The organism is Massilia alkalitolerans DSM 17462 (assembly GCF_000427785.1).
In the GTDB taxonomy this organism is placed as follows: Bacteria; Pseudomonadota; Gammaproteobacteria; order Burkholderiales; family Burkholderiaceae_D; genus Telluria; species Telluria alkalitolerans.
On sequence record NZ_ATYR01000041.1, the window covers coordinates 1 to 23,266 of the forward strand.

Below are 23,266 nucleotides of genomic sequence, written 5' to 3' on the forward strand. Positions count from 1 at the left end.
TTCCTGGCGCGCCAGAACAACCCGGCGCTCCCGGCCCCCTCGCAGTTGTCGCTGCGGCGGCAACTGAACGCCGTCAAACGCGACCAGTTTCCCTGGATGCTCGAGGTGACCAAGAACGCGCCGCAGATGGCGATCATCCAGCTCGGCCAGGCCTTCGAGAATTTTTTTTCGAAACGGGCCCGCTACCCGCAGTTTCGCCGCAAGGGCCGCGACGACCGCTTTACCTTGTCGAACGACCAGTTCGCCGTGGAGGGCCGACGCATCCGCATCCCGAAGCTGGGTTGGNTCCGCATGCGCGAAGNCCTGCGCTTCACGGGGCGCATCNTTTCGGCCNCCATCGNGCGCCGCGCCNGNCANTGGTACGCCAGCNTCACCGTCGACACCCTTGAGGATCAACCCTTGCCAACTGCCGAGAACCAAGGCGCGGTCGGGGTCGACCTGGGAATATCGACGCTGGCGACGCTATCAACAGGCGAGAAGTGGCCCGGCCCGAAGGCGCTGCGCGCCCTGCTTGCACGGCTGCGCCGCCTGTCGCGGGCGCTGTCGCGCAAAGTCAAGGGGGCAAGCAACCGCCGCAAGGCCAAGGACAGGCTGGCCAGCTTGCACGCCCGGATCGCGAACGTCCGCGCCGATTTCCTGCACAAGCTCACCACAAGCATCACGCGCCGCTTCCATACCATCGGGATCGAGAACCTGAACGTGAAGGGCATGCTGGCCAACCGGCACCTGTCGCGCGCGGTGGCCGACATGGGATTTTCCGAACTGCGCCGCCAGCTGGAATACAAGGCCGGCTGGCGCAGTGGCCAGGTGGTGGTCGCGGACCGCTGGTACCCGAGCAGCAAGCTGTGCTCGTCCTGTGGGCGCCTGCTGGAAGCACTCGCCTTGGGAACGCGGCAATGGACCTGTGCAGGCTGTGGTACGCAGCACGACCGCGACGTGAATGCGGCCATCAATTTGAAAAGTGTGGCGGTGAGTTCCACCGTCTCTGCCTGTGGAGGGGACCGCACTGGTCCGGCGCGCCAGCGCGGGACGAAACCGGCCCCGGCGAAGCAGGAATCCAACAGCATGGCAGCTTTGAATAACAAGGGCTAGCTTTGCTTAAGTTTGGAGGAACGGATAGCCTTCGGAGAGCAGCTTGAGCGTGCTGTCGAAGACCCTGGTGTGCGGCACGCCCTGCTCGACGGGAACGTGGAGGGAGGCATTGTCGGAGAAAGACACTGTGGACTCCTGGCTCGGGTTCAGGCAGGGCCAATGTAGCATGCGACTAGCCGCGCACGATTCGCCCTACGCCATCGCCACTGGCGCGGTGGCCATGTGCCGCGGCAAATAGATCGTCACCGTCGTCCCTTTGCCGGGCTCGCTCGCCAGGCGGATGTCGCCGCTGCTCTGGCGCGCGAAGCCGTGCGCCATCGACAGGCCCAGGCCGGTGCCCTTGCCCTCGGGCTTGGTGGTGAAGAACGGTTCGAAGGCGTGCTCCATCACATCCTGCGGCATGCCGTGCCCGCTGTCGGCGACCGCCACCGTGACGTAGTCGCCCGGCGCCAGCACGGCGTCGCCCTCCACGTGCGCGTTGTTCAGCGCCAGCACGATGCGCCCGTTGCCTTCCATCGCGTCGCGCGCGTTGATCACCAGGTTGAGCAGCACGTTCTCGAGCTGGTTCGGGTCCACCAGCACCGGCCAGAGATCGGGCGGGATGCGTTTTTCCAGGACGATCTGGTCGCCGGCCGCGCGCAGCACCAGGCTGTCCATGCGCTCCAGCAGATTGTCCACGTGGACCTCGAGCGGGTGCAGCGGCTGGCGCCGCGCAAAGGCGAGCAACTGGCCGGCCAGCTTGGCGCCGCGCTCGACCGCGTCGAGGATGCTGAGCAGGCGTTTGCGATGGCTGGCGTCGGCGCGCAGGATCAGCTGCACATTGGCGCTGATGATGTGCAGGATGTTGTTGAAGTCGTGCGCCACGCCGCCGGTGAGCTTGCCCACCGCTTCCAGTTTCTGGGCCCGGGCGAGAAGCTGGCGCGCCTCGTCCAGGCCCTGCTGGCGCTGGTGCTCGCGCGCTTCCGCTTCCTTGCGCTGCGTGATGTCGCGCACGAAGGCAGTGGCGCCGAAGCCTTCGTCGGTCGGCATCACCGCCACCGTCACTTCGGTCGCGATGCGGCGCCCGTCGTGCCCGGCTACCTGCAGTTCGGTCGGCGCACCCTGCATTGCGCACTGCCCGCTGCGCGCGAAAGACTCGAAACCGCTGCGGAAGGACGCGCGGCTTTCCTCGGGCAGCAGTTCTTCGACCCGGCGGCCGATGGCCTGGCCGGCGCTCCAGCCGAACAGGCGGCTGGCCTGGGCGTTCCAGTCGGTGATGCAGCCCCGGGCATCGACGGCCACGAAGGCGTCGGGCGCGTTCTCGAGGATGACCTGGATGCGTTTCTGCTCGCTGGCGATGCGGTCGTGCGACTGGCGCAGCTCCAGCGTCATGCCGTGCGCCAGCTGCAGCGCGCGGCGCCGTTCGCTGGCCAGCAGCCAGACTACCAGGCTGATCAGGAAGCTCAGGCCGATGCCGGTGACCGCCACCAGCTGCGGGCGCTTGGTGTCGAGGCTCTGTTCGAGGGCGGCGCTGGAGCGCATGCTGATGGTCCAGGTGCGCCCGCCCGGGACGATCTGGGCGCTGGCGCGCAGGCGCGCCGGGTGGCTGGATGCGTTCGGCGAACGGTACAGCAGGCTGGCGTCGCCGGCCGGCTCGCCGTCGTGGATCTCGACCTCGAGGTCGGTTGAATGGGCGCCGCCGAGTCCCTGCATCAGGTCGTCCATGCGGAAGGGGGCGTAGACCCAGCCGACGATGGCCCGGCGACGCTGGTCGACGGTGCCGGCCAGCTCGCCGTCGCGGTACACCGGCAGGTACATCAGGGTGCCCGCCTGCTGGCGGCCCGGCCCCTCGTGCCCCACCTCTTCCTGGACCAGCACCACCTTGCCGCTGAGGGCCGCCTGGCCGGTGTCGCGCGCGCGCGCCATCGCGGCGCGGCGCACCGGTTCGCTGAACATGTCGAAGCCGAAGGCGCGCAGGTTGCGCCCGCCAAAGGGCTCGATGTGGGTGATCGCGGTATATACCTCGCGCGGATCTTCCGGGCGCACCGCGTAGCCGGGATGGCCCTGGCGCCGCATGGCCGCCTCGTGCGCCTTCAGCTGCCGGTGCGGGATGATGGTGGCGATGCCGAGCGCCTCCATGCCGGGGAAGGACTGGTCCAGGCGCAGCAACTGGTAATACTCGGCCCAGTCGTGCCGGTCGAGCTCGACCGAGCCGCGCAGGAAGCCGCGCGCGCCGCGCAGCACCTGTTCGTACACCGCCATGCGGCGGCTGACGCTGTAGGCCATGTCGCGGGTACGGTAGTCGAAGGTCTCGAGCAGCTGCGCTTCGGCGGCGCGCTTGGCGCTGCTCCAGGCGCTGAACGTGACCAGCAGGGTCACCAGCAGCACCAGCATGGCCAGCAGCAGCGGCATCTGTCCGGAACCGGGCAGGGGAATGCGGCTGGGCTGGACGGCTGGCTGGGACTGCGGCATGTGGTCGTACGCGCGAAGGGCGCCGTGGGGCAGGTTGATCGGAAACGCGCGGAAGCAGGTAGGATACGCATCCTTGCTGTGTTGGGGCGCACGCCACCGTGCGCGTGCGGCAATATGTATTATCTCCTAAAATTAACCTGATGCAACTTTCGAAACGTGTGAACCCCCGCGCTTTACCCTCCCGGCATGCGGCTGCCTGAGCCGTCGGAGCTGCTGCGCCGCCACTGGCCGCTCGCGGCCCTGGCGGCCGGCGGGCTGCTGGTGCTGCTGTGGGGCATGTTGTGGCCACTGCGCGGCGACAGCCACGAGCTGCCGCTGGAAGTGCGGCGCGGCCAGCAAGCGCCCGCGGCGGTGCGCCTGACCCTGGGCGTGCAGGACGTGCTGCTGCTGAGGAACGGCACCGGAGCGCCGCTGGTGTTCGGCCCGGTGCAGCTGGCGCCCGGGGGCGAGTTCAGGCTCCCGGTGGAAGAGGCGGGCGAGCAGGACATCCCCTGTCCGGCGCTGCCCGGCGGGGTGCTGCGGGTGCGGGTGGTGCCGATGCCGGATCCGGGCATGGACAGGTTGCGCTGGCGGCTGGCCAACCTCGGGCATGCGATCCGCAGCATGCCGCTGCAGGGGCCCGATTGAAGGCGCCCTGTGCGCGCCCAATCGTGCTCCCGTTTTGCCTGCGATTCTGTCATCATGGACATCATGTCCACGATTTCCATGCCCTTGTTCCCGCTCAGTACGGTGCTGTTTCCGGACGGGGTGCTGCCGCTGCAGGTGTTCGAGGTCCGCTACCTCGACATGATCAGCCGCTGCCTCACCGAAGACGCACCCTTCGGCGTGGTCTTGCTCACGCATGGGCATGAGGTGCGCCAGCCCGATGGCGAGCCGGAGCGCTTCGCCGCCGCCGGCACCATCGCTTCCGTCACCGAAACCACCACCACCTCGCCCGGACTGCTGCAGGTACTCTGCCGCGGCGGCTCGCGCTTCACGGTGGTGACCGCCGAACAGCGCCTGAACGGGCTGTGGATGGCCGAGGCCGAGCTGGTCGAGGACGACCACGACGTCAAGGTGCCGTCCGAACTGCAGGGCGCGTCCGACGCGCTCGACCGCGTGCTGTCCTCGCTGCACGACGTACCGCGCCACCGCTGGCCGGTGCAGCCGCCGTTCCGCCTCGACGACTGCGGCTGGGTGGCGAACCGGTGGTGCGAACTGCTGCCGCTGCCCAACCAGCAGAAGCACCACATGCTCATGCTCGACAACCCCGTGATCCGCCTGGAGCTGCTGCACGACGTCCTGGACGAGCACGGTCTCATTACTTCGTAGCTTATTTTCGTGGTTTATGTGCTGGCATGAAATTCTCGGACGACCTCCTGATCGCATACATCAACGGTGAGCTGGCCGAGCCGGCGCGCGCGGCGGTCGAGCGGGCCATGCGCGCCGATCCGGTGCTGGCCGCCCGCATCGCCCAGCATCGCCGCGAAAGCGGCGAACGCTCCGCCGGCCGCTCCCACATCTTCAGCGTCTCGAACGGCCACGGCGGACACCACCAGGGACGCGCCCGGGCGCCGGGCGGGGCCAAGGTGGTCCATCTCGACGCCGTCCGCCCCGGACGCGGCGCGCCGCTGGCGCCGCCGTCCCTGCCGGCCCGCACCGAATGGACGCCGCGCCACTGGCTGGCCGTCGGCGCCGCGCTCCTGGCCGGCGCCCTCGGCGGCGCCCTCGGCTGGCAGGAACTGCGGCCCGACCCCGGGCTAGTGATGCTCGAAGCCAGCGATGGCGCCCTGGTGGCGCGCGGCCGCCTGGTCGACGCCCTCGGCGGCCAGCTGGCCAGCCCCGGCCCCACGGAAACCGGGGTGCGCATCGGCGTCACCTTCGTGTCGAAAGACGGCAGCTACTGCCGCAGTTTCGTGGTCGACACCACGGCAGGCCTGGCCTGCCGCGGCAACGGGCGCTGGACCATCCCGGTGCTGGCCCAGCCGCAGCCGGGCACCGCCTGGCTCGACGGCAGCACCCTGCCGCCGTCGGTACAGGCCGCCATCGACGCCCGCATCGTCGGCGCCACCCTCGATCCGGCCGCCGAACGCGCGGCCCAGCAGCGTGGCTGGACACCCTGAGCCTTTATCCGATGCCTTCCACCGTTCTCGAAAACTGCCCCGAAAACAGGACTTTATATACAGTGAGGTGGATTTCAGGTATCGTGTAGCCCGCTAAAGTGCCTCTACGTCCGCCCAGTCCAGGCTTGTTGCCTGGGCGCTTCGCGGCCCATGCGGACCGGTTTGCCGGCCCGCCGTCCCTCTGGAAGCTACCCGCGCGGGCCGATTTTTGCCTGCGGGCGCAGCCGTAGAGCTAACGAAATACTGTCCAACAAGAATATGTCTGATATCCAGAATACTCCCGTGAGCGCCGATTCCGACGACATCACCCTGGCCGCACCGGTCGAGCAGGTCAAGGCGGACGAAGCGCCGACCGTGCGCTTCACCGACCTCGGCCTGGCGCCGGAAATCCTGCGCGCGCTGACCGACCAGGGCTACGAGTACCCGACCCCGATCCAGGCCAAGGCGATCCCGCTGGTGCTGCAGGGCCGCGACGTCATGGGCGCCGCCCAGACCGGCACCGGCAAGACCGCCGGCTTCTCGCTGCCGATCATCCAGCTCCTGATGGCGCATGCCAACAGCAGCATGTCGCCGGCGCGCCACCCGGTGCGCGCCCTGGTCCTGACCCCGACCCGCGAACTGGCGGTGCAGGTGGCCGACAACGTCAAGGCCTACGCCAAGCACACCCCGCTGCGTTCCACCGTCGTGTTCGGCGGCATGGACATGAAGGGCCAGACCACCATCCTGAAGGGCGGCGTCGAGATCGTCATCGCCACCCCGGGCCGCCTGCTCGACCACATCGAGCAGAAGAACGTCAGCCTGGGCCAGGTGCAGATGCTGGTGATGGACGAAGCCGACCGCATGCTCGACATGGGCTTCCTGCCCGACCTGCAGCGCATCATCAACCTGCTGCCGAAGCAGCGCCAGAACCTGATGTTCTCGGCCACCTTCTCGCCGGAGATCAAGAAGCTGGCCAACAGCTTCCTGAACAGCCCGGTGCTGATCGAAGTCGCGCGCAGCAATGCCACCGCCGACAAGGTCACGCAGATCGTCTACAAGGTCGACGAGGAACTCAAGCGCGACGTGGTCGAGCACATCATCCGCGAGCGCAACCTGAAGCAGGTGATCGTGTTCTCGAACACCAAGATCGGCGCCTCGCGCCTGTCGACCCATCTCGAGAAGAAGGGCATCAAGGCCTCGGCGATCCACGGCGACAAGACCCAGCAGGAGCGCATGGCCGCCCTCGACGCCTTCAAGCAGGGCACGATCGAAGTGCTGGTGGCGACCGACGTGGCCGCGCGCGGCCTCGACATCTCGGACCTGCCCTGCGTGATCAACTACGACCTGCCGTACAACGCCGAGGACTACGTGCACCGCATCGGCCGTACCGGCCGCGCCGGCGCCTCGGGCGACGCGCTTTCGGTGTTCTCGGACAAGGACGAGCGCCTGCTGGCCGACATCGAGAAGCTGATCAAGCAGACCGTCCCGCGCGGCGAGCTGCCGGGCTTCGTGGCGCCGTCGGCGCGTCCGCGCGAAGGCGGCCGTCCCGAGTTCGCCCGCGACGGCGAGCGCCGCGGCCGCCGCGACGAAGGCGCCGCGCGTGGCGGCGAGCGCGGCGAACGTCCGCCGCGCAGCAGCGGCTACAGCCCGACGCCGCGCCGCGAGAAAGTCGATCCGTGGTTCCTCAAGCCCTACGAGCCGTCGAGCGCGGCGCGCAAGGAAGTCGTGACGCCGACACAGGCGCAATCCAAGCCGGGCAAGCAGAAGCTGGCTTTCCTGCTGGGTGGCGGGCCGCGTTCGAATTGATGTCGTGGGGGTAATTCAGGCCAGTGGCCTGGATTACCATCCTGCCTTCACGCCGCGCGGCGCGCACGCAGCGCCGCATGCACCCGGTCCAGCAGGTCCTGGTGCTGGTAGGGCTTGGCCAGCACGTCCAGTGACTTGTCGCGCGCCCCGCGCGCCGGCAGTTCGTCCATGTAGCCGGTGGTCACCAGCACCGGCATTCCCGGCTTGTTGGCATGCACCTGCTCGATCAGCTGCAGCCCGTTCATCCCGCCCGGCATGATCACGTCGGTGAACAGCAAATCCACCTTTTCCGTTTCAAGCAGCTCGAGCGCGCGCTCGCCGCTCGACGCCGACAGCACGTCGTAGTCGGCCGCCGCCAGCATGGCTTCGGCCAGCTCGCGCACGTCCTCATTGTCTTCCACCACCAGGATGCGGCACTTGCGGCCCGCTTCGTGCGCGTCCGTACCGGCGTCGGTGCCACCATCCTCGTGCCGCGACTGCTGCGCCACCGGGAAGATCATGCGCACCTGGGTGCCGCGTCCCGGTTCGCTGTCGATGTCGAGCCGTCCCTGCGACTGCTGCACGAAGCCGTGCACCATCGCCAGGCCCAGGCCCGTGCCCAGGCCCTTGGTGGTGAAGAAGGGCTCGGTGGCGCGCTTGAGCACGTCCGGCGGCATGCCTTCGCCCCCGTCCTGGATGCAGATGGCGACATATTCGCCCGGCGGCAGCCGGTTGGCGACGCGCCGTGCTTCCTCGACCACCGCCGTGCCCACCGTGACCACGCCGCCTTGCGGCATGGCGTCGCGCGCATTGATGACGACGTTGAGCAGCGCCATTTCCAGGTAGGTCGGGTCGATCGAGCAGGACGGCAGGCCGGGGCGCAGGTCGAGGCGCAGTTCGACCTTGTCGCCGAGCGTGCGCACCAGCATGTCGGAAAAATCGACCACCAGCGCGTTCAGGCTGACGCGCTTGTGCTCGAGGCGCTGCTTGCGCGCAAAGCTCAGCAGTTGCTGGGTGAGTTTGCCGGCCTGCAGGGTAGCGCGCTGGGCACGCCGGATCGGCTCGGCCGCCGCGGGGATCTTCCCGGCGCTCAGGAGGGCCAGTTCGAGGTTGCCGTTGATGACCTGCAGCAGGTTGTTGAAGTCGTGCGCCATCCCGGCCGACAGCTGTCCGATGGCTTCCATCTTCTGCGCCTGCAGGTTCGACTCGAGCGTGCTGCGGCGTTCGGTGACGTCCATCTGCGAGGCGAAGAAGTACAGCAGCTTGCCGTCCTGGTCGAAGATCGGGCCGATGAACAGGGCGTTCCAGAAAGGCTCGCCGTCGGCCTTGTAGTTGATGAGATCGACCGCCACCGCGCGCTGCTCGCGCAGGGCATTGCGCACTTCGGCGACCGTGCTTCGGTCAGTGTCGGGCCCCTGCAGGAAGCGGCAGTTGCGGCCCATTACATCCTTCTCTTCGTAGCCGGTGAGGTCGAAGAAGGCGCCGTTGGCGAACACGATCGGATTGTCGTCCTGGTTGGGATCGGTGATGATCATGGGCATGCGCGTCATCTCGACGGCGGCGAAGAAGATGTTGCTGCGCTCGTCCAGCCCGCGGTGGCCGATATAGCCGGCCTGCCAGTGATTGACGCCCGGGCCGCCGGTCGGCGTAATGGCATTGCCCTCGACCTCGCCGACGGCCTGCACGCCCATGCTCTGGCCATTCCCCTGCATGTCCAGGGGTTTCGAGAGGTGATCTTCCTTGTCCGATCCAGTTGCCATGTGTGTCCCGATGTGCGGCGACATGCCGCTGCGCCAGCCGCCGCACGAGGGCGGCCGGCTCGAGTTCACTGTAGCGGGGCAGGGGACGGCATTCCGTACGTGACCGCACACAGCACCGGCAACAAGGCGCCGGTCTGCGCCAGATCAACGCGCGGCCTGGGCCGTGCCGTCGGTGATGATGATCTCGCCGATGCCGATGCCGAGCTTGCGCGAATCGCCCGGGTGGCCGCGCTCCTCCGGCGACACCGGCTGCGGCACCTCGATGACCAGGGTACGGGCGCTGCCGTCGGTGTCGAAATGCAGGCCGATTTCCTGCTGGTGCCAGCCGACCTTGAATTCCCGGGTCTGGCCGCCGACGTGGATCTTGAAAGGCATGTTGGCATTCACGTCGTAGGCGCGCGCCGTCAGCACCACGCCGGCGCGGCGCGGCAGCGGCTGCGCGAACTCGATCACCACCCGTTTTGCATCCGACCAGCGGCCCCAGGGCTCGAGGTGCGACAGGCCTTCGACGCCAGTGACGACGCGCGGATCCGGCGGGAGCGACAGTTTCACATGGCTGAGCTTCGGCTCGGGCTCCGGCAGGCGCAGCACCGTGTACCAGGGCGTGCGCAGGACGGTGGTGGCGATGTTGTCCGGCACCTGGTACTCGCCCAGCAGCAGCATCCACTTCTTGTTCAAGGGCAACTGGTATTCGGCGACCGGGCCGAAGTCGATCACCATGGTCGTGGTGTCCGGGTGGTCGATATGGAATTGCGCGCGCAGCATCATGCTCAGGTCGACGCCCGCCACCACCACCTGGCTGCGCTCGGCCGGCGGCACGTGCTCGTACACCCATTTGGCCGCCAGGTCGGTCTTGCTCGGCGGGCGCAGGTTCTCGAAGTGATTGTGGATGCCCCGGTTGCTGGCTGCGTAGGCTGCCGGCAGGAGCAGGCACAGGAACAGCAGCGGTGCCGCGCGCAGGCGCATCGCCCAGGCGAGCAGCACGAGCAACTGCAGTCCGACGAGGATGCGCAGGGCCTTGTCCGTCACGTTGAGGTGATGGATGTCCGGGCCGTCCACCACGTTCGTCGTGTAGCCCTGCAGCATGAACAGCGCCGCGGCCAGGGTCGCCCCCAGCGCCACGACCAGTGTCCAGCGCAGCCAGGGACGCTCGCGCCCTTCCGGCAGCCGTGCGTCCCGGGACAGCGCCGCCGCGGCCACGACGACCAGCAGCGGGAACACGAAGCTGTAGTAGCGCAGGTGCAGGCGCAGGCCTTCGCGGCTGCCCTCGACGTGCAGGCCGGCGGTGTACATGACCGTCAGGCCGGCGGCAGCGCCGAGCATGAGCAGGATGTACAGGTGCAGCAGGCGCCGGTTGGCGTCTTCCCGGTCGGCGCCCGCGGCGCGCGGACGCACGACCTGCGTGATCAGGGCGTAGGCCAGCATGGCCAGCGGCAGGCCGTAGATCAGGGCCAGCGTCATCAGGTGGCCGCGCGCGCTGACCAGGGCCGCCCCCAGCAAGGTCAAGCCGTCGGTGCCCAGCCTGGTCGACTCGTAGAAGGGGCCGAATATGCTGAGACCGGCATCGCCGGCGAACAGCCAGCCGAGGCTGAACTTGACGACGAAGGTGCACAGGGTCGCCGCGGCCGCCATGGCGATGCCGCGCAGGAGCCAGGGGCCGCCACGCAGCCAGCTGGCCGCCAGCAGGAAGGGGACCAGGGCCGGCAGCAGGAACACCGCATGCACCTTGACCAGGCTCATCAGGCCGAGCACGGCGCCGCTCGCCAGCGCATGCGCGCCTGGCCGCCAGTCGCTGCCCTTCAGCGCCACCCAGCTCAGCACGCAGAAGCCGAAGTAGTACATCGATTCCGGCATGAAGTAGACGGTGAAGGAATTCAGCGGCGCGAGCGTGCTCAGCACCGCGACGCCGGCGGCCGCCGGAGCGCTCGTGTAGCGGCGCGCGATCAGGTAGATGAAAGGCGCGCCGCCCACGAAGAAGGCGAGGTTGCCGATCCGGGCGCAGTCGAGGAAGCCGTCGCCGCAGGCGCTGCTGGCGCCGAACAGCCATAGATACAGATACGAAGGCAGCATCGAATCCGCCAGCGGCATCAGGCGCGCGAACTTGCTGTAATACCATTCGTCGGCGAAGACGCTCGGCTGCAGGCCGGCGTTGCGCTGGTAGAGGAGCCAGGCGATGCCGGCCAGGGCGAAGCTCAGGGCCAGGGGCCAGACAAGGCGTTTTGTTCGGGTATCGTGTGGAGTCATGGTCTCGTTTCAATGCGCATCCGGGTCAGCGAAATCCCCAGCAGGCGCGTATCCGTCGAATTCCCCAGCTCGCTCGGCCGCTGCGGCTGCGGCACCTCGATCACCAGGCTCTGCTGGCGCCCGTCGGTATCCAGGTCGAGCACGACTTCGCGGGCTTCCCAGGGCAGGCGGAATTCGAGCGCGGCATCCCCCACGCGCAGTACGAAGGGCGCGTTGATGTTGGCGCCGAAGGCGCCTGCGGTCAGCACGACTGTCAGGCGCGCCGGCAGGGGACGGTCGAAACGCAGCTCGACGCGCTTGCCATCCGACCAGCGGCCCCAGGCTTCCACATTCGACAGGCCGTCGGCCCCCACCACCAGCTGGCCGGGGCCGGGGGCGACATTGAAGGCGTATTCGCCCACCAGGCTACGCTCGGGACGCGGCAGCTTGACGATCGTGAAGGCCTCGTTGGTGACCGTCGGCACCATCCCTTGCGGCAGCGGATGGCGGCCCACCGCGACCAGCCAGCGGGTCTGCGAGCCGATGCGATAGGCCTCGATCGGGCTGCCGTCGGGCATGTCGAGCAGGGTCATCTCGGGGTAGTCGATGTGGAACTGGGTGCGGAACAAGTCGGCGCCGTTGGCGACGATCATGGTCGCGCCGCGCTCCTCCAGCGGAATCAGCGCGCGCGCGGCCATGCCGGCGCGGTCCGCAGGCGGCGCAGCCTTCAGGTGCACGAGGTAATGCTGGTGCACGTCGCGGTTGGTGATGAGCAGCGCCAGCGGCAAGGCCAGTGCCAGCCCGCCCCAGGCCGCGGCGCGGCGCGAGCGCAGCCACAGCGCCAGCAGCAGGGCCTGGACGATGAACAGGGCGGTGACCGCGAGGCCATGCCTGGCCAGCGCCGTGTATTCCGGGCTGTCGGTGAGGCGCGGGTCGAAGCCGGACAGGCGGAACCAGGCCGCCGCCAGCAGGACCGCCAGCACCAGCACGATCAGTCCCGGCACCAGGAGGCGGCGGCCTGCCTGCTGGCTTGCGTCCTTGCCGGCGGCAGCGGTAGCGGCAGCGGCGACCAGCAGCAGGGGCAGGGCGAAACTGTAGTAGCGCGAATGCAGGCGCAGGCCCTCCGTCGGTCCCTCGTGGGCGATCGAGGCCGTGTACAGGACGGCCAGGCCGAGCGCCGAGCCGAGTGCGAGCACGGTGAAGACGACCAGCGGGCCGCGCGGATTGTCGGCGCGCCAGGTGTCGCGGCTGAACAGGGCGTGCAGCAGCGCCGCCAGGGGGATGGCCAGCAGCGCCGTCAAGGCCATCGCATGGCCGCGCGCGCTGACCGTGATCGGGACCAGGCGCGACAGCAGGCTGTGCTGCGACGCCGAGCTGGCGCCGGCCCCGTAGAAGGCGCCGAACAGGGTCAGGCCGGCCTCGCCCGCCAGCAGCCAGCCGAGCAGCAGTTTCACGGTCGCGGCGGCGACAAGCGCCAGCGCCGCCGCGCCCAGGCCGCGCGCGATCCAGGCGCCGCCCTTGTCACCCGCAGCGCGCACGCGGCTGGCGTACACGAGGTAGAGGCACAGCGCCGGCAGCAGGAAGATTGCGTGCACCTTCACCAGGCTCATCAGGCCCAGCACGAGGCCGGCAAGCAGCGCATGCAGCCACGGGTGCCAGGCCAGGCCGCAGAGCGCGACCCAGGCCAGCACCGCGAAGCCGAAGAAGTACATCGACTCCGGCATGAAGAAGCTGGTGTACAGATTCAGCGGCAGCAGCAGGGACAGCAGGGCGATGGCGCAGGCCAGCGGCGCCGGCATCACGCGCCGCGCGACCAGGTAGAGGAAGGGGGCGGCGCCGACGTGGAACAGGATGTTGCCGATGCGGGCGCAGTCGAGGAAGCCGGGGCCGCAGCTGCTGCTGGCGCCGAACACCAGCAGGTAGAGCCAGGACGGCAGCGTGGCCTCGGACAGCGGCATCAGGCGCGCCATCTTGCTGTAGTACCACTCGTCGGCGAAGACGCCGGGCGACAGGCCGAGCGTGCGCTGCAGCAGGTACCAGCCCACCAGCGCCATGCCGGCAGCCAGGACCAGGGAAGGTATGCGTGTGTTCCGGGTGCTTGCCGTGGTGTTCACTTGAAGATCCAGTATTTGCCGAGCAGGAAGCCGTTCACCGCCACCAGCGGCAGCGACAGGATCTTGCCGAGCAGGGGATTGCCCGCCAGCGCCTGGGCCAGTGCCACGCAGCCCAGGGTCAGCCCGTAGTTCACGGCGACCAGGCACAGGTAGCGCGCGAAGCGCGCGGGATTGGCCGAGGCGTTGAAGGTGACGCCCGAGTGGAAGGCGAAGTTGACCAGCAGCCCGGCCGCGAAGCCGGCGCTGGCGGCGGCCGTGTGGTGGAAGCCCGCCCCCAGCAGCAGCTGCATCAGGCCGATGTCGACCAGCGCGCACAGCACGCCGCCGGTGACGTAGACGGCGAACTGGCGCGACGCCAGTTTTGAAGCGATCCTGGCTGGGCTCATGGCTTGCTGCGGTACAGGGTCTTCTTGTGCAGCGGCCGGCGCGGCACCGAGGCGACGTCGTGCGAGATGAAGGCGAGGATCAGCTGCACGCCCATGATCACCGGCAGCGCGGCCAGCATCACGGTGCCGGCCGGGGTCGCGACGCCATCCTGGGCCGAGGCGATCCAGTGCGTCAGGCCGTAGATGGTGCCGAACAGGGTCAGCAGGATCCCGAGCGGCAGCTCGATCGAGGCCACCGACATGTTGCGCAGGTAGTAGTTGTAGAAGATGCGCTTGCCGAAGTTGCGCACGTGCTTGGTGAAGAATTCGGTGACGACCCGCGAGATCTTGAGGTTGCTGACCTCGTCGCCGTAGACGGCGTCCATCGGCACGTCGGCCACCACCGCGCCCAGGATGTTCAGGCGGAACAGCATGTCCGACTCGAAGAAGTAGCGCTTGCTGATCTTGTCGAAGGGGAGGAAGCGCGCGCAGTCGGCGTGGATCGCGGTGTAGCCGTTGGTCGGGTCGAACAGGTCCCAGTAGCCCGAGGACAGCTTGGTCATCAGGGACAGGGCCGCGTTGCCGAACAGGCGCATCGGCGGCATCGCGCCCAGGCGTTCCAGGTTGAAGAAGCGGTTGCCCTTGGTGTAGTCGGCCTCGCCCGCCAGGATCGGCGCGATGAAGTTCGGGATCAGCGCGCCGTCCATCTGGCCGTCGCCGTCGATCTTGACCATCACCTTGGCGCCGTCGGCGATGGCGGCGCGGTAGCCGGTCATGACGGCGCCACCCACGCCCTGGTTCTCGGCGTGTTCCAGCACCACCACGCGCGGGTCGCGGCAGTGTTCGCGGACAAAGGCGCCGCTGCCGTCCGGGCACTTGTCGTCCACCACGTAGATGCGGCTGACCTCGGGCCCGATGCCCTCGATCACGCCCAGGATGTGGCGGGTGACCTTGTAGCTGGGGATCACGACCGCGACCGCGTCGGGCACGCCGATCGGCGCAATGGCCTGCGTGGTGGCGGGAGAAAGCTTCGTGGTGCTGGCGTCAATGGCGTTCATGGCTTGCTGGGGTGTTGGCGTACGCTGACATCGCGCAGGAAGAAGGCGAGGAGGCGCGGGTCGCCCGGACCGGGGGAGGCGGGCGAGGCATGTTCGAGTTCGATGTCGAGGGTGGCGGCGCGCGCCTGCTCGGGCAGCGCCAGCGGGCCGGCCTGGTCGAGCGCATGCCAGCCGAGGTCCTGGCCGTTCACGATGACGCGGGTCTGGCGGTTCGGCGCCAGGTAGTTGCCGGTGATGAGCAGGGCCTGCACGGCGGCGCCGTCGACGTTCACGCGCAGGCGCGAGCGCGCGCCGAGCGACCAGGCGCCGTCCCAGCCGGGACCGTTTGCTTCCAGGTTGCTCCAGCCCGACACCAGGGCCACGGCCTCGCCGGCGCGCAGCGCGTCGAACCCGAAGCTGCGCTGGACGTAGCTCCCTGCGACACAGCGCAGGGGCCCGTCGATGTAGCGCCAGCCGCGCGTGCTCGCCACCTGCGGCAGGTCGGGCGCCAGGCTGGCGCCGCGGCCGCACAGCTGCTCGTCGAGGTGGGCGTTGGACGCATGCACCAGGGTTTTCAGCTCCCTGCCGTCAGCGCCGCGCAGCACGTAGACCCTGTCGGTCTGGATGTAGTTGTCGTGGTGGCCGGCGCGCTCGGCGAAGATCTCGGGCTCCGGATGGTAAAGCTGCGGTGCGCGCGCCAGAACCAGCTCGGCGGTGGGGCTGAAGTGGACGTAGTTGTATTCGGATGCGTGGTCCACCGCCGCCGCCTGGCCGGCCGCCAGCAGCACCAGGGCCAGCTGCGGCCAGCGCGGCAGGCGGCGCAGCAGCACCAGCAGCGCGAAGACCAGCGGCATCGCGGCCCAGAAGGCGTAGCGCATGGGGCCCACGGCGCCCGAGTTCCAGTTCAGCACGGCCAGCGCGGGCAGGGCCAGCGCCAGCGTGAGCAGCGCACTAAGTGCCAGCACCCCGCGCGCGCGGCCATCCATGCGCGGCAGCAGCAGGAGCAGGAGCAGCAGCAGGGCGGGAACGCCGACGATCATGCCCTGGTTCAGGTCGAAGTAGAAGGACAGCAGGCGCGTCGCGCCGACCAGGCCCGGGTCGGAGAACAGCTTGGCGATGATGTTGGGGACGCCGAACTGCCACAGGTTGAACAGCGGCGGCAGCGCGAACACGGCCATGCCGCCAGCCAGGCCGAGGATGTTGCTGCGGGTGAGCTGGGCGCGCAGGTTGGCCCGCAGTCCTGCCAATCCGCCCTGCTGGCGCTCATACTCGAGCCAGAGCTTGAACAGGGGCGCGAACACGAAGAAGAACAGGATGGTCGGGTTCTGCTGCCCGGCCAGCCCGGCCAGCACGCTGCCGGCCAGCGGGGCGCCGCTGGTATAGAACAGCAGGCCGGCGAGCAGCAGGGCCGCGCTCACGCATTCCGGGCTGGTCCAGTGCAGGTAGAGGGCGCCGCCGCACAGCATGAACAGTCCGAGGCCGAGCCAGGCCTTGGGCTCGGACCCGAAGAAGCGGCGCAGCGCCAGTCCCAGCACGAAGACGGCCGCCAGGTTGACCGCCTGGAAGGCCTTGAAGGGCGGCATGCCGAGCGCCTCGAACAGCTTGAAGGGGGCGGCCGCCAGCAGCGAATAGCCGAAGTAATGGACCGGGAACACATCGCCGTCGCGCCCGCGCACGAAGGCCGCGTACAGCTGCTGGCTGCCTTCGCGCATGCCGCGCTCGAGCAGGTCGAATGGTTCGGTGTACATGCCGGGCAGCAGGGTGCGCACGCGTGCGATATCTTCCAGGCGGATGTCCGGCGAGCCGTGGTCGGCGATCGCCACGGTGGCGACCGTGTACTCGACCACGTCACCGCCGAAATAGGGCTCGTACATCCAGAGCAGGCCGCACAGGCTGAGTGCGACCAGCAGCGGGAAGCGCCAGCGCTCAAGCATGGCCGTTATCCGTGCCGGGCAGCACGCGGTACCACTGCTGGCGCACCAGGCCGTCGAGCACCTGCCGGGCGCTCTGGTCCCAGGTCAGCCAGGGCATGCCGGTCGACTGCGGTGCCTTGCCCTCGCGCTGCAAGGCCAGCCATGCCTGGATCGCGTCGGCCAGGTCTTGCGGCGCCAGGCCGTCGAAGTAATAGGCGTGTTCTCCCGCCACTTCGCGGAACACCGGCAGGCTGCGCGCGATGATCGGGATGCCGTGCTGGGCCGCTTCGATCAGCGGCAGGCCGAAGCCTTCGCCTTCGGACGGCGACAGCAGTGCCGAGGAAGCGGCGTAGAGCTTGAGCAGCATCTCGTCCGAGATGCCGTTCATCCAGAACAGGCGCGTCGATTTTTCCGGATGCGCGGCCATGCGTTCGCACAGCTTTTCCATCATCCAGCCCTGCTTGCCGACGACGACGAGGTTGACGTCCTCGCCGCGCTCCCACAGCAGCTCGAAGGCGTCCAGCGCCTGGGTGTGGCCCTTGCGCGGCTCCACGGTGCCGACCATGATGAAGCTGGGGCGCTGCGCCAGTGCGTCCAGCACCTGCGCGGCGTCTGGTGGCAGGCCGAAGCTGGGCGCGCTGGCATCGATGTCGGCGCCCAGGTGGAAGTGGCCGAGCCGCAATGGCGCGCGGCGGGTCAGGCCCTGGCGCTCGATCCAGCCGGCCAGTTCGTCGGCCACGGCGCGCGAGATGCACAGCACCCCGTCCGACACCTTGTGCACGGTGCGCAGGAAGTCGCCGAAGTACTGCTCGGTGCCGAAGGGGAAGACGTCCGGACGCAGCATCGGCAGGATGTCGAACACCACGAAATAGATGCCGATGCCGCGCGCGCGCATCGCCTGCAGCAGGCTCTCGTTCTGCGAGGTGCCGTTGGTGAACAGGTCGAGGCCGAAGAAGATGTCGCCGGGACGCAGGTCGACCGGGGCGTCTTCCAGCAGCAGGCTGGTCTCGCCTACCATGTTCAGGCCGAACTGGCGCGCGTACTGGTAGCTGCGGTTGCCGCCGTGCGAATACACCGGCTCGACCCGGAAGCCAGGCGGCGGATCGGCGATCATCGACAGGAGGATGCTGCGCACCACGCGCTGGATGCCGGTCTTGAGATCGGACTGCACCACGGCGGAGACGTCCACCAGCAGCTGGCGCGGCGCCGTGGGCGCATGGTTGAAGGCGATGGCCGACGCCAGCGCCGGTAGCTCGGCGTCCGGGCATTGCGGCGCGCAAGCCCGTACCAGCTTGCGGTAGGCGGCCTGCGGGCTGCGCTGTGCGAACTCTTCGATGGCGGCGAAGTACAGCTTGCCGACGTGGGCGGGCGCATGCTCGCGTTCCATGTGGGCCAGGGCGCGTTCCGAGAAGCCGGCGCGCAGCTTCGCATCGCCGTGCAGGCGCGCCAGCGCATCGGCCAGCTCCGATGTCTCGAAGCCATCCTGCAGCTTCAGCAGCAGCGCGTCGCTGATCGAAGCGGTCGAGCCGTGGGCGTTGACGATGGTCGGGATACCGTACAGCAGGCAGTCGAGCACCGAGGCCGATGTCTCGCCGCGGGTCGAGGCGCGCAGCTGTACTGCGCAGTCGCTGGCGGCGAGGTAGTCGGCATAGGTGGCGGCATCGACGAAGCCGGCAATCCGGATGCGGCCGGCGGCTTCGCTGGCGGCGATCTTGCGCAGCAGGCCAGCGCCGTACAGGCCGGGGTCGTTCTCGCCGACGAAGACCAGGCGGCAGCGCGGGTCGTGCGCCAGTGGCGAGGCGAGATACGCGTCGAGCAGCTCTTCATTGAGCTTGGTGCGGCCCAGCATGCCGAAGGTGGTGACGAGGTAGTCGCCGTCCTGGACGCCCAGGCGCGCACGCGCCGCCGCGCGCGCGGCCGGCGTGGCCGAGTCCTCGGGACGGCCGCGCAGCAGCGGGATGGTGTGCCAGCTTCGTGCCGCGTCCGCGCCGTACCACTCAGTTGCCAGTTCCTTGGAAAAATCGGAGTGGACGATCACGCCGGTGGCGTTGTCGAGCACGCCCTTGTTGAGCGGGTACTTCCAGATCGATGGGTTGCGGCCTTCCCTGCGATGGCTGAGCAGGCCCGTGTAGCCGTGCGATTCGTACAGCGCCTTGATGAAACCCTGCGGCAGGTAGGCTTCGCGTTCCAGGTTGTCGAGCACGCCCGACAGGAAGAAGTCGTGCAGCACCACGATGCCCGGCACCTCGCGGATCAGCTCGAACATGTGCTGGTGCGCGTGCGAATTGCCGACGTGGTAGACCACACGCTCGAAACCATGCGCATGGGCGCGCAGCCAGTCGGGGCCGTGCAGCGGGAAACCGTCCAGGCGCGCGTCGAGCACCGTGTCCTGGTCGACGACCAGGGTGATGTCGTAGTACTGCGCAAGGATCGGCACCAGCTCGGCGCTGTAGTCGGCGATGCCGGATTTGACCGGCGGCAGCGGCGAGACGTAGGCCAGCTTCGGACGGCTGGTCCCGGCACGGGTGCTGCGTTCGGCGGCGGTGGCGTCCAGTTCGACCAGCAGGGCGGCTGCGTCGAGCCCTTGCGGCGCACGGTAGAGCACCGGGAAGGGCAGGGGCGCCACGCTGCGCTCGGCCGCGCGCGGCACCAGCACCACGTCGGGCGACAGGCTGGCCAGCGCATGTTCGCGCAGGGCCGGCTGCAGGCGCGCGTTACCTGTCAGGTCGAGCGCACGCACGCGGCCCGGGAAGCCCAGGCGCAGGTCTTCGAGCAGGCCAGGCTGGTCCAGGGGCGCGGCGATCCACAGCTCGCGTGTGCCGGCGGCAGCGGCAAGCGCCTGAGCAATGTTCAACGCGGCCGGCTCGATGCCGTCCCGCGCGTGGAGAAAGTCGATGACGATACGCATATCTTTTATTGTCCTGCCCGGTTTCCAGCCTGGCCGCGGGCGCGCTGCAGGTCGCCCAGCACCGCGCGCACCGAGACCGGCAAGCCCTTGAGTTCTTCGGGGACCGCCGCGGCGCCAGGGGCCGCCGGCTCCGGTGCGGCCTGCTTGATGGCGGCGAGCGAGCTGCTGACCTTCTGGCCGAGCGCGGGGTAGCGCAGCAGCACCGGGATCAGGAGGCGGCGCATGCGCTCATTTTTGGTCACCCGGGTGACGACGCGGCGCGCCAGGCCGGGACGGCGCAGCGCACGCACCACGCGCCCAAGCGCGCGTAGCGGCGCGGTGATCTTCCACGAGGTGCTGGCATAGGTGGCGGTCAGGCGCGCTTCCATGTCCTGCGCCCACACGGTCAGGTGGTGGCCGCTCAGCTGCGATGCGGCCAGCGCATCCTGCAGCGCCAGGATCTGGGCGTCGGCGTCGCGCTTTTGCTGCTCGGCCTGTTCCGCGAGCGCGGATGCGTGGTGCAGCTCCGCCAGCGCCTGCTGGTGCGCCTGCTGCGCCAGCATCGCGGCCTGGTGGGCCTGTTCCATCGAACGTGCCGCGCGCTCCGAGATGTCGCGCGCTTCCTGCTCGGATGCCTTGAGCGCCGTCGAGAGCCGTTTGGCGGCGGCCCAGGACTTGTCGAGGTGGTGCGAGATGTAGTCGTCGAACACGTTCGGCTGGATGCCGAAGTGCTGCGCCAGTTCGCTGTGTTCTTCCGCCACGTAGTAGCGGTTCAGGCCATCGAACCACACGAAGCGGTAGCGCTGGCTGGTCACCATGTGCTCCCAGGAGGCGTGGTTGGTCTCGCGGCTGTTCGGCAGCGTGGCCTCGATCACCAGCACCCAGGGACGCCAGCGTGCGAAATCCATCCCCTTCAGCACTTCGCCCTCGAAGCCTTCGACGTCGATCTTCAGGAAGTGGACTTGCCGGCCCTGCACGTATTCTTCGCACACCGAGGCCAGGGTGCGCACCGGCACGCTCAGCTCGACCACCTGGTGGCCTTCCGAACGGTGCAGCTCGGCCACCGCCTGGTCGGGCGAGGCCCAGCCGCGCACCTGGGGCGTGTCGTACAGGGTCAGTTCGCCATTCTCGCTGCCGGCGGCGATCGCCAGGTTGACGTCGCCCGGGCGCTGCTCGAGGAAGGCCTGGTGGAAGGAGGGCAGCGGCTCGATGCTGATGCCGCGCCAGCCGGCATCGTAGAAGGCCTTGGTGACCGAATGCTCTTCGGGATCGTTGGCGCCGACGTCGATGTAGAAGCCGTTCTCGACCTGTCCGAGCGCGCGCCACAGCAGCACGTCCTCGGCGTTCTGGGAGTAGGAAATGAAACTCATGTGCTCAATGGGGAACGTTGGATATCGACGGCCGGGTCGAGCCAGGCCGAGCCCTCGAAGTGGGGGCGGCGCATGTTCATCACGGTGAACACCAGCGCCAGGTCGCGCCATTCGTAGTTGTTCACCAGGTGGGTCTCGGTGCTGACGATCGCGGTCGCCACCGAATAGGTGCCGGGGCCGAGGTTCATCGGGAAGGCGAAGCGGTAGCTCACTTCCTCCCCTGGCGCGACGTCCTCGAGCGGCAGCCCCTTGAGGTGGGTATTGGTGCCGTACATCGGCTGGCCGAGGCGGTCCTTGATCATGTAGCCGAGCACCATGCGCGGGATCGGGGCCTTGACCTTCACCTTGACCTCGAGCGTCACGGCCGCGCCGACGTCGACCACTTCGACGCGCTCACCCAGCTCGTCGCGCAGGGCGATGTCGCTGACCGTAGCCTCGCCGGTGCCCGAGATGGTCTGGACCTTGCCGTCGCCGGTCTCGTTCAGGCGCACCGTATCGTTCTCGCGCTCCGCGATCATGGCATTGTAATAATCCATGATCTCTTCCGGCTTGCCCTGTTTCGCCAGGCGGCCGCCGTCGAGCAGGATGGCGCGGTCGCACACCGACTGGATCGCCTGCTTGTCGTGCGACACCAGCAGCAGGGTGGTGCCCTCCTTGCGGAACTGGCGGATGCGGTCGAAGGACTTGTGCTGGAAGTAGGCGTCGCCCACCGACAGCGCTTCGTCGACGATCAGGATGTCGGGGCGCCGCGCCGTCGCGACCGAGAAGGCCACGCGCATCTGCATGCCGCTCGAGTAAACGCGCACCGGCTGGTCCATGTAGTCGCCGATGTCGGCGAAGGCCTCGATCTGCGGCATCAGCGCGCCGATCTCGTCCACCGTCATGCCCAGCAGCTGGCCGGCCATGTAGACGTTCTGGCGGCCAGTGAAATCCGGGTGGAAGCCCATGCCCAGTTCCAGCAGGGCGGCTACGCGGCCTTCCATCCAGACGCTGCCGGTGGTCGGCTGGGTGGTGCCGGTGATGAGCTTCAATAGCGTGCTCTTGCCCGCGCCGTTGATGCCGATCAGGCCCACGGCCTCGCCCGGCGAGACCTGGAAGTTGATGTCAGTGAGCACCCACTTGAGCTTGTGGCGCGGGCCGCGCAGCGGCAGCAGCCATTCGCCCAGGCGCGACCAGCGCGTGGGGTACTGCTTGTAGGCCTTGCCCAGGTTTTGAACGACGATGCTGCCCATCAGAGTTCATCCACCATTTCGCCGGAGCGCTTGCGGAACAGGCGCAGGCCCAGGATGCACAGCAGCAGCGCCAGCAAGGCTGCCGGAATCAGCGAGTTCCAGTCGGGCAGGCGGCCTTCGACCAGGATCGCCTGGTGCGCCCCCACCACGGCCGCCATCGGGTTGTAGACCAGGATCGGCTGCGCCGCTTCCGGCAGGATCGAGGCCGGGTAGACGATCGGCGTGAGCCAGAACCAGAACTGCATCGCAATGGTGACGAACTGGCCGACGTCGCGGAAGAACACGTTCAGGATGCCGCTCACCATGCCCAGGCCGATGGCCAGCAGGATCTGCAGCAGCAGCACCGGGATGATGGCGAAGAACACGGCCCCCGGGAAATTGCCCGAGGCGAGCAGGTAGACCAAGAACAGGCCGAAGATGACACCGAAGTTCACCAGGGCGTTGAGCACGACGATAATCGGCAGGCAGATGCGCGGGAAGCTGATCTTCTTGAGCAGGTTGGCCTGCTCGAGGAACATGTTCTGCCCGCGCGCGATGATCTCGGCGAACAGGCCCCAGGTCAGGACGCCGGCGCACAGGTAGATGGAATAGGCGGCGCCGGAGGCGTTGCCCGGCAGCTTGGCACGCATGACCTCGGAAAAGATCACGGTGTACACGAGGATCATGGCGAGCGGGCTGAGCACCGACCAGACGGCGCCCAGCATCGCGTTCACGTATTTCGACTGGAATTCGCGCTTGACGCTGCCCAGCACGAAACCGCGGTAGGCCCACAGGCCGCGCAGCATCAGTGGAGAAATCATGGGGCGGACCGCTCTGGCAGCGCCCCAATCGGGTACGTCAATGTGAGTTGCATAAGGATTGGCTGAGCCGGATGAGCCGAAAATTATACTTCATCCAATCGCCAATCCATTGTTACAGATGTAACACCTTGTCTAAAATCAACTCAATTTGTCATG

General features: G+C 68.3%; 16 protein-coding genes. 5 read left to right on the plus strand and 11 right to left on the minus strand.

The features are described from left to right. Positions 1-96 precede the first annotated feature (96 nt). Positions 97-1,092, plus strand: a complete 996-nt coding sequence (locus YWC_RS0124880) for an RNA-guided endonuclease InsQ/TnpB family protein (protein WP_443093630.1) — start codon at positions 97-99, stop codon at positions 1,090-1,092. Between the two features lie 192 nt (positions 1,093-1,284). Here YWC_RS0124880 and YWC_RS0124890 read toward each other — a convergent pair whose 3' ends face one another. Next, positions 1,285-3,543 (minus strand): CHASE domain-containing protein, encoded by a 2,259-nt coding sequence (locus tag YWC_RS0124890; protein WP_027867802.1) that lies wholly within the window; start codon positions 3,541-3,543, stop codon positions 1,285-1,287. 186 nt (positions 3,544-3,729) lie between these two features. Here YWC_RS0124890 and YWC_RS0124895 point away from each other — a divergent pair, with 186 nt between their 5' ends. The 4 genes from YWC_RS0124895 to YWC_RS0124910 all read left to right on the plus strand — a co-directional run bounded on the left by YWC_RS0124895 (position 3,730) and on the right by YWC_RS0124910 (position 7,430). After that, a complete protein-coding gene (locus YWC_RS0124895; protein WP_027867803.1) occupies positions 3,730-4,170 on the plus strand; it encodes a hypothetical protein in 441 nt (146 codons plus the stop codon). Positions 4,171-4,233: 63 nt separating this feature from the next. Next, positions 4,234-4,854, plus strand: coding sequence for an LON peptidase substrate-binding domain-containing protein (locus YWC_RS0124900; protein WP_051306744.1), 621 nt, complete (start codon positions 4,234-4,236; stop codon positions 4,852-4,854). A 26-nt stretch (positions 4,855-4,880) separates the two neighbouring features. Next, positions 4,881-5,645 carry an anti-sigma factor gene (locus YWC_RS0124905; protein ID WP_027867805.1) on the plus strand — a complete coding sequence of 255 codons (765 nt, stop codon included), beginning with the start codon at positions 4,881-4,883 and terminating at the stop codon, positions 5,643-5,645. 258 nt (positions 5,646-5,903) lie between these two features. Continuing rightward, positions 5,904-7,430: a DEAD/DEAH box helicase gene (locus tag YWC_RS0124910; RefSeq protein WP_084416592.1), complete on the plus strand. Its 1,527-nt coding sequence runs from the start codon at positions 5,904-5,906 to the stop codon at positions 7,428-7,430. 47 nt (positions 7,431-7,477) lie between these two features. Here YWC_RS0124910 and YWC_RS0124915 read toward each other — a convergent pair whose 3' ends face one another. The 10 genes from YWC_RS0124915 to YWC_RS0124960 all read right to left on the minus strand — a co-directional run bounded on the left by YWC_RS0124915 (position 7,478) and on the right by YWC_RS0124960 (position 23,110). After that, the gene (locus YWC_RS0124915) at positions 7,478-9,169 is read right to left on the minus strand and encodes a histidine kinase famiy protein (protein WP_027867807.1); all 1,692 of its coding nucleotides are present in this window, start codon (positions 9,167-9,169) and stop codon (positions 7,478-7,480) included. A gap of 144 nt (positions 9,170-9,313) precedes the next feature. Then, a complete protein-coding gene (locus tag YWC_RS0124920; RefSeq protein WP_027867808.1) occupies positions 9,314-11,413 on the minus strand; it encodes an ArnT family glycosyltransferase in 2,100 nt (699 codons plus the stop codon). Then, positions 11,410-13,506 carry a DUF7024 domain-containing protein gene (locus YWC_RS0124925; protein WP_027867809.1) on the minus strand — a complete coding sequence of 699 codons (2,097 nt, stop codon included), beginning with the start codon at positions 13,504-13,506 and terminating at the stop codon, positions 11,410-11,412. Before YWC_RS0124925 ends, YWC_RS0124920 begins: the two co-directional genes overlap by 4 nt. Further along, positions 13,503-13,892 (minus strand): GtrA family protein, encoded by a 390-nt coding sequence (locus tag YWC_RS0124930; RefSeq protein ID WP_036215974.1) that lies wholly within the window; start codon positions 13,890-13,892, stop codon positions 13,503-13,505. The genes YWC_RS0124925 and YWC_RS0124930 overlap by 4 nt, the downstream gene beginning before the upstream one ends. Continuing rightward, on the minus strand, positions 13,889-14,929 hold the full coding sequence (locus YWC_RS0124935) for a glycosyltransferase family 2 protein (protein ID WP_084416593.1): 1,041 nt from the start codon (positions 14,927-14,929) through the stop codon (positions 13,889-13,891). Before YWC_RS0124935 ends, YWC_RS0124930 begins: the two co-directional genes overlap by 4 nt. Then, positions 14,926-16,842 (minus strand): hypothetical protein, encoded by a 1,917-nt coding sequence (locus YWC_RS30790; RefSeq protein WP_036215976.1) that lies wholly within the window; start codon positions 16,840-16,842, stop codon positions 14,926-14,928. The genes YWC_RS0124935 and YWC_RS30790 overlap by 4 nt, the downstream gene beginning before the upstream one ends. After that, positions 16,835-19,729, minus strand: coding sequence for a glycosyltransferase (locus YWC_RS0124945; RefSeq protein WP_027867812.1), 2,895 nt, complete (start codon positions 19,727-19,729; stop codon positions 16,835-16,837). Before YWC_RS0124945 ends, YWC_RS30790 begins: the two co-directional genes overlap by 8 nt. Before the next feature lie 5 nt (positions 19,730-19,734). Further along, a complete protein-coding gene (locus YWC_RS0124950) occupies positions 19,735-21,078 on the minus strand; it encodes an FkbM family methyltransferase (protein ID WP_027867813.1) in 1,344 nt (447 codons plus the stop codon). Continuing rightward, entirely contained in the window at positions 21,075-22,310 is a 1,236-nt protein-coding gene (locus YWC_RS0124955) for an ABC transporter ATP-binding protein (RefSeq protein WP_027867814.1), read from the minus strand. Before YWC_RS0124955 ends, YWC_RS0124950 begins: the two co-directional genes overlap by 4 nt. After that, a complete protein-coding gene (locus YWC_RS0124960) occupies positions 22,310-23,110 on the minus strand; it encodes an ABC transporter permease (RefSeq protein ID WP_027867815.1) in 801 nt (266 codons plus the stop codon). Before YWC_RS0124960 ends, YWC_RS0124955 begins: the two co-directional genes overlap by 1 nt. Between the last annotated feature and the right edge of the window lie 156 nt (positions 23,111-23,266).

What these genes read in the sequence shown, in the direction of transcription:
- YWC_RS0124950 (WP_027867813.1), bottom strand. Translation starts at nt 21,078, where the DNA reads ATGAGTTTCATTTCCTACTCCCAGAACGCCGAGGACGTGCTGCTGTGG.
- YWC_RS0124955 (WP_027867814.1), bottom strand. Translation starts at nt 22,310, where the DNA reads ATGGGCAGCATCGTCGTTCAAAACCTGGGCAAGGCCTACAAGCAGTAC.
- YWC_RS0124920 (WP_027867808.1), bottom strand. Translation starts at nt 11,413, where the DNA reads ATGACTCCACACGATACCCGAACAAAACGCCTTGTCTGGCCCCTGGCC.
- YWC_RS30790 (WP_036215976.1), bottom strand. Translation starts at nt 16,842, where the DNA reads ATGCTTGAGCGCTGGCGCTTCCCGCTGCTGGTCGCACTCAGCCTGTGC.
- YWC_RS0124935 (WP_084416593.1), bottom strand. Translation starts at nt 14,929, where the DNA reads ATGAACGCCATTGACGCCAGCACCACGAAGCTTTCTCCCGCCACCACG.
- YWC_RS0124915 (WP_027867807.1), bottom strand. Translation starts at nt 9,169, where the DNA reads ATGGCAACTGGATCGGACAAGGAAGATCACCTCTCGAAACCCCTGGAC.
- YWC_RS0124960 (WP_027867815.1), bottom strand. Translation starts at nt 23,110, where the DNA reads ATGATTTCTCCACTGATGCTGCGCGGCCTGTGGGCCTACCGCGGTTTC.
- YWC_RS0124895 (WP_027867803.1), top strand. Translation starts at nt 3,730, where the DNA reads ATGCGGCTGCCTGAGCCGTCGGAGCTGCTGCGCCGCCACTGGCCGCTC.
- YWC_RS0124905 (WP_027867805.1), top strand. Translation starts at nt 4,881, where the DNA reads ATGAAATTCTCGGACGACCTCCTGATCGCATACATCAACGGTGAGCTG.
- YWC_RS0124900 (WP_051306744.1), top strand. Translation starts at nt 4,234, where the DNA reads ATGTCCACGATTTCCATGCCCTTGTTCCCGCTCAGTACGGTGCTGTTT.
- YWC_RS0124890 (WP_027867802.1), bottom strand. Translation starts at nt 3,543, where the DNA reads ATGCCGCAGTCCCAGCCAGCCGTCCAGCCCAGCCGCATTCCCCTGCCC.
- YWC_RS0124910 (WP_084416592.1), top strand. Translation starts at nt 5,904, where the DNA reads ATGTCTGATATCCAGAATACTCCCGTGAGCGCCGATTCCGACGACATC.
- YWC_RS0124945 (WP_027867812.1), bottom strand. Translation starts at nt 19,729, where the DNA reads ATGCGTATCGTCATCGACTTTCTCCACGCGCGGGACGGCATCGAGCCG.
- YWC_RS0124930 (WP_036215974.1), bottom strand. Translation starts at nt 13,892, where the DNA reads ATGAGCCCAGCCAGGATCGCTTCAAAACTGGCGTCGCGCCAGTTCGCC.